This window comes from Flavihumibacter stibioxidans, from assembly GCF_014332695.1.
Taxonomy (GTDB): domain Bacteria; phylum Bacteroidota; class Bacteroidia; order Chitinophagales; family Chitinophagaceae; genus Flavihumibacter; species Flavihumibacter stibioxidans.
Genome location: NZ_MBUA01000009.1, coordinates 1 through 5,370, shown reverse-complemented (window position 1 = coordinate 5,370; position 5,370 = coordinate 1). Strand labels below are relative to the sequence as shown.

The following is a 5,370-nucleotide window of genomic DNA, read 5'->3' as shown; positions in this document are numbered from 1 at the left end:
GCAGTTGCGCGGCAACAGCTCCGTAGGTGACACACTCCGTCAGGCCGGCGTATTGGAGTCAAAAATTGTGTGGTCATATTATTCAATACATGAAATTGGGTAGTAAGGGTTGGTCGTCTGTCGTTGCTTAGTTTGTCGATAGGTATTTGTACTAAATTATTTTCTGCAGTTCGTGAAAAGGAGTGGGCCGGGTGGGACGCCAACTCATTCAGTGATGAAAATAAGTCACCCTGGCCCGGAGAAACAATTGCTTCGAGTTCAGTAAAAAATATCTCTCTGTTGGTTCCCGTAATATCGTGGAGTTGATTTGTCGTCGCTAAAATGAATAGTCCAGAGGGTCTATTCAAAAGTATGATTGTAAGCCGGCCTGAGAAACCGGCATCATGTTGAAAGTATCCGGGCGTCAGTTAACATGGTATTTCCGCAAGGCGGGCGGGACCGGTGGAATTCGGCGATAGAATATGAATCAGCACTGGGCCAGGCTTGTCACGGTTTCAATATAGCTTTGGAATAAGACATTGAACAAATAATCAATAATCAGGCGGCTGGCCCAGCGGGACATCAGCTATGGCCCGCCCTGACGTAAATACCTGAACGTTAACTGACACCCTCCACTTGCCACTCCGACTGTTGGAGCTGGTTTAGAACCATCGGGCAGTTGCGCGGCAACAGCTCTGTAGGTGACACAGTCTGTCAGGCCGGCAAATTGGAGTCAAGATAATTGGTGGTCATAAAACCCGGTACTCAAAATTGTTTAATAAGGGTTGGTCAACAGAGGTCGCTTTTGTTTGTCGATAGCTATTTGTTCTCCAATTGTATTCTGCAGTTCTTGAAAAGGAGTGGGCCGGGCGGGACATATACTGATTCAGTAATAGAAATTGATCAACCTGGCCCGGATACACAAATGCTTCGAGTTCAGTTGATAATAGCTCTCTGTTGGTGTCCGTAATATCGTCGAGTTGTTTTGTCGTCGATAAAATGAATAGCACAGAGTATCTAATCAAGGAGTAAGGTGCAAAGCCGGCCTGAGAAACCGGCAACCTGCTGAAAGAAACCGGGCGTCAGTTAACAGGGTATTTCCGCAAGGCGGGCGGGACCGGTGGAATTCAGCGGTGGAATATGAATCAACACTGGGCCAGGCTTGTCACGGTTTCAATATAGCTTTGGAATAAACAATTGAACTTTAAATAAATAATCAGGCGGCTGGCCCAGCGGGACATCAACTATGGCCCGCCTTTGCGTAAATACCTGAACGTTGTGTGAAATACAGTTAAACTGTCTGACTAATTATGAACTTTATATTTGAATTAGATAAAAGAAATTACATAAAAAGACGCGAATCTTTTGATCTAGAATATAAACAGTCATTTCAAGGAGGAGATAACTTAATAAAGTATGCCAAGTCATTAGTTGGAATGGCAAATAATAAAGGTGGTCAAATAATATTTGGTATTCAAGATTCTCCGCACACTCCAATTGGTATTTCAACCAAGAAGTGGATTGAAATTGACCCTAGAAAAATTGATAGAATAATAAGAGAATATTTTTCTCAAGAAATTGAATGGAGTCAACAAATATTAGAATTTGATGGAAAGGAATTTGGCCAATTAGCAGTATTTGAATCGGAAAATAAGCCAATTATTTGTTCTAAAAACAAAGATAATTTATTGAGAGAAGGAGCTATTTACTATCGTTATAGAGCAGAGACAAAAGAAATTGAATTTGCAGAACTTAAAAATTTGCTTGACAAAGAAAAAGAAAAGGAAAAATTAATGTGGATGCAACATATCCAAAAAATAGCTCAAATTGGTCCGAATAACGTAAGCCTTTTTGACACATATAAAGGTGAAATAAGTGTCGGAAACGGTAAAATATTACTTGATAAAAGTATTGTTGATAAATTAAACTTTATCCAAAAAGGAAAGTTTGTTGAAAGTGAAGAAGAAGGCTTACCAACTTTAAGATTAGTTGGAGATATTGAAGGATTAGTAGATCCAAGTATAGTAGTTGAATCTGATAAGTTATATCCTCTACTCGCCAAAGACATAAAAGATAGGTTGAATTTAAATCCACATGATCTTCAATGTATAATATGGAAACTAGAAATTAAAGGAGATAAAAGGTACCATACTGAAATAAGACTAGGAGAAAAATCAAATCCAATTCATAAATATTCAGAAGCTTTAGTGCCTGTCATTAATAGATTACTTAAAAAGGGTGACTTTTTGAGAAATTGTAAATCAGATTATTCGAAATTTCAAAAAGAACAACAAAAACTTAAAAAGAAAAAATAAAGTACTTCACACAACAATAATATTGGCTAAAGCAGGGCGGGACGAAGGAACTTCATCAGTAGATCAATGATGGGCAGCGGCCCAGACTTGTCACGATTTCTATTAGGCTATTGTAATTATAAATGAACATTTGTACATAAATAAATCGGTTGGCCGGGCGGGACGTTAGTAATGGCCCTGCCTTCGCCAATACTTGAACGTTAGCGGCTAGCAAATACAGACATCGTGAAACTGACAAAGATTACAGATATTGGTGGGACAGCAAACTTTGACGTTGGACAAAGAGAAATTTTAATTTGCAGTTGGAACAACGGAGCAAATCCAGATTTCTATGCCTTTGACAATTCAAAAATGGTAAGACAAGTTGACGAAGAATATTTTGCAAAAGCAATTGCTGGAGAAACTTATAAAAAGATAGAACATGTTCTGCCTGGCAAAGTCCATCATTACAGAATTACAAAAAGAAAAAATGGAGACATTTATTTTTGCACATATCAAGAAGGGACAATTTATGGCTTTGATAGTTTGGGAAATTTAATTTTGAATTGGAACATTGAAGTTGGAGAAGGACATCCAATCTATGACATCAAATATCAAGAACCTGACTATTTATGGCTTGCTTTTCCGACAGGACAAACTGTTGCGCAAGTGAGCTTAACCGACAAACAAGAAGTGTTTAAAATTGGCGAATATAGTTGGGACGACAATTGTGAGCCATTGAGTTATCCCGAAAGTATTTTTATTAAGGACAATAATTTGTTTATACCAAATATGGGAAACAACAAACTATTTAAAGTTGACACACAGACTAAAAAGATGGATTTAATAATGACCTTTCAAGAAAGAATATGGCAGTATGAAGAAACTCCGATTGGAACTTTTATAGTAACAGACACCGGAATATATGAACTTGAAAACGACACAAATTAAATTGCCAGCCGCTAACAAAAGTATTGGCTAAAGCAGGGCGGGACGACGAAACTTCAACAGTAGATCATTGATGAGCATATGTCCAGACTGGTCACGATTTCAATTGGGCTTTTGGTTATAAATATGAACTTTTGTAAATAATATATCTGTTGGCCGGGCGGGACGTTATTAATGACCCTGCCTTCGCCAATACGTCAACGTTAGCGGTCATTGTAGAACGACCCTCAAAAGAAATACAAACTAAATGTGGAATTACAACAAACTGACATAATAAAAATTGAAGTTAGAGAAATAGAATGGCAAGGACCATTTTCGTGGACAGGTTACGAAAATCTGAATAACCTTGACCCAATTCCTGACACAGAAGGTATCTATCTTTGGACATTTCGATATAAAAACGGCTACTTGATTTATTGTGCAGGAATAACAAATTCAACTAAAAAAAGATTTAGACAACATACATTAGAATATCAAAGTGGTAACTATACTGTGTTTAACGTAAATGAAGCAGAACAAGGTAGACGAGTAGAAATTTGGCACGGTTGGTCATACGCAAGGACACATCGAGAAGAATTTAACGACCGAAAAGAAGAAATTTTAAGTGCCGTAGAAGAACAGTTAAAATCGTTTAGGGTTTTTGTTGCTCAAATTCCTGACAAAAGGGAGAGAGCACGATTTGAAGCAGCAATAATGAACAGCATATATAGCTCGACAGAACCTTGGGCAGAATTAGCAGACAGAGGAATGGCATTGAGTAAACGAAGAGAAGACGAGTTGCTAATCGTTATAAAAAATATAAGCGACAGTAAAATTTATGGACTACCAGAAACATTAGAAATATAGAAATTAAAACAACGAACCGCTAACAAGGGCATTTGACTTACCAGGGCGGGACGTTGGAACTTCAACTGTAGATCATTTATGAGCATCGGCCCGAACTTGTCACGGTTTCAATTGGGCTTTTGGTTATAAATATGAACATTTGTAAATAAATAAATCGGCTGAGCCGGGCGGGACGTTAGTAATGGCCCTGGCAAGCCAAATCCCGAAACGTTATGCGAAATGGCTTCGCACTTTGCACACACTCTGTAATGCCATATTGGTGAAACAGTCTGGGCGTGTCGGGGTCTTAGGTTGTAAATTGCAAAACAAATAGCCAGGTGGGCAGCATTCGGTTTAACATTGCTATCGAACTTATAACAGTATCGGGCGCACGATACCCCCGGATGGAAAGTGCCTGACTGTTGTGTTACACCGCGTGTTGAGTGTGCAGCATTTCCGTGGTTAGGCAAGGTGGGCGATTAGGAAACAGAGACAATCAATAGGACACAAAAACACCGCACTCCGCTACTGCCATACCAAAGCGCGGTGTAAGGTTGGGTGCAAAAGAGCTGGAAACAAAACTTTGGACAATAGCTCCTGCAGTTACTCTGGAAGTGCAAAGGTTACAACTGGGGTGAATCTCTGATGAATTGTTCAGCAGGCTGTTAGTGTATAGGCAGGGTCCAGTAACCATTCGCATAACACGTGTATTTGAATTACCAGGGCGGTACATTGGAACTTCGGCTGTAGATCAATGATGAGCAGCGGTCCAGGCTTGTCACGGTTTCAATTGAGCTTTTGGTTATAAATATGGACTTTAGTAAATAATATATCGGCTGAGCCGGGCGGGACGTTAGTAATGGCCCTGGCAATACAAATACGTCAACGTTAACTGACACCCTCCACTTGTCACTCCGACTGTTGGAGCAGGTTTAGAATCACCGGGCAGTTGCGCGGCAACAGCTCTGTAGGTGACACACTCTGTCAGGCCGGCAAATTGGAGTCAAAATAATTGGCGGTCATTTAACCCGGTACTCAAAATTGTGTAGTAAGGGTTGGTCAACAGAGGTCGCTTTAGTTTGTGGATAGGTATTTGTACTCCAATTATTTTCTGCAGTTCGGTTAGGGAAGTGGGCCGGGCGGGACACATACTGATTCAGTAATAGAAATTGATCAACCTGGCCCGGATACACAAATGCTTCGAGTTAAGTTGAAAATAGCTCTCTGTTGGTGTCCGTAATATCGTCGAGTTGTTTGGTGGTGGTTAAAATGAATAGCACAGAAGATCTAAACAAAGAGTAAGGTGCAAAGCCGGCCTGAGAAA

General features: G+C 39.8%; 3 protein-coding genes. All 3 read left to right on the top strand.

Going from position 1 to position 5,370, the window contains the following annotated elements; translation table 11 throughout:
• The first annotated feature begins 1,289 nt into the window (after nucleotides 1-1,289).
• Complete coding sequence (locus tag BC349_RS07095) at nucleotides 1,290-2,294, top strand: AlbA family DNA-binding domain-containing protein (RefSeq protein ID WP_187256068.1); 1,005 nt, start codon at nucleotides 1,290-1,292, stop codon at nucleotides 2,292-2,294.
• A 225-nt stretch (nucleotides 2,295-2,519) separates the two neighbouring features.
• Nucleotides 2,520-3,224: an NHL repeat-containing protein gene (locus tag BC349_RS07090; RefSeq protein ID WP_187256067.1), complete on the top strand. Its 705-nt coding sequence runs from the start codon at nucleotides 2,520-2,522 to the stop codon at nucleotides 3,222-3,224.
• 246 nt (nucleotides 3,225-3,470) lie between these two features.
• Nucleotides 3,471-4,067 carry a hypothetical protein gene (locus BC349_RS07085; RefSeq protein WP_187256066.1) on the top strand — a complete coding sequence of 199 codons (597 nt, stop codon included), beginning with the start codon at nucleotides 3,471-3,473 and terminating at the stop codon, nucleotides 4,065-4,067.
• The last annotated feature ends 1,303 nt before the right edge of the window (nucleotides 4,068-5,370 follow it).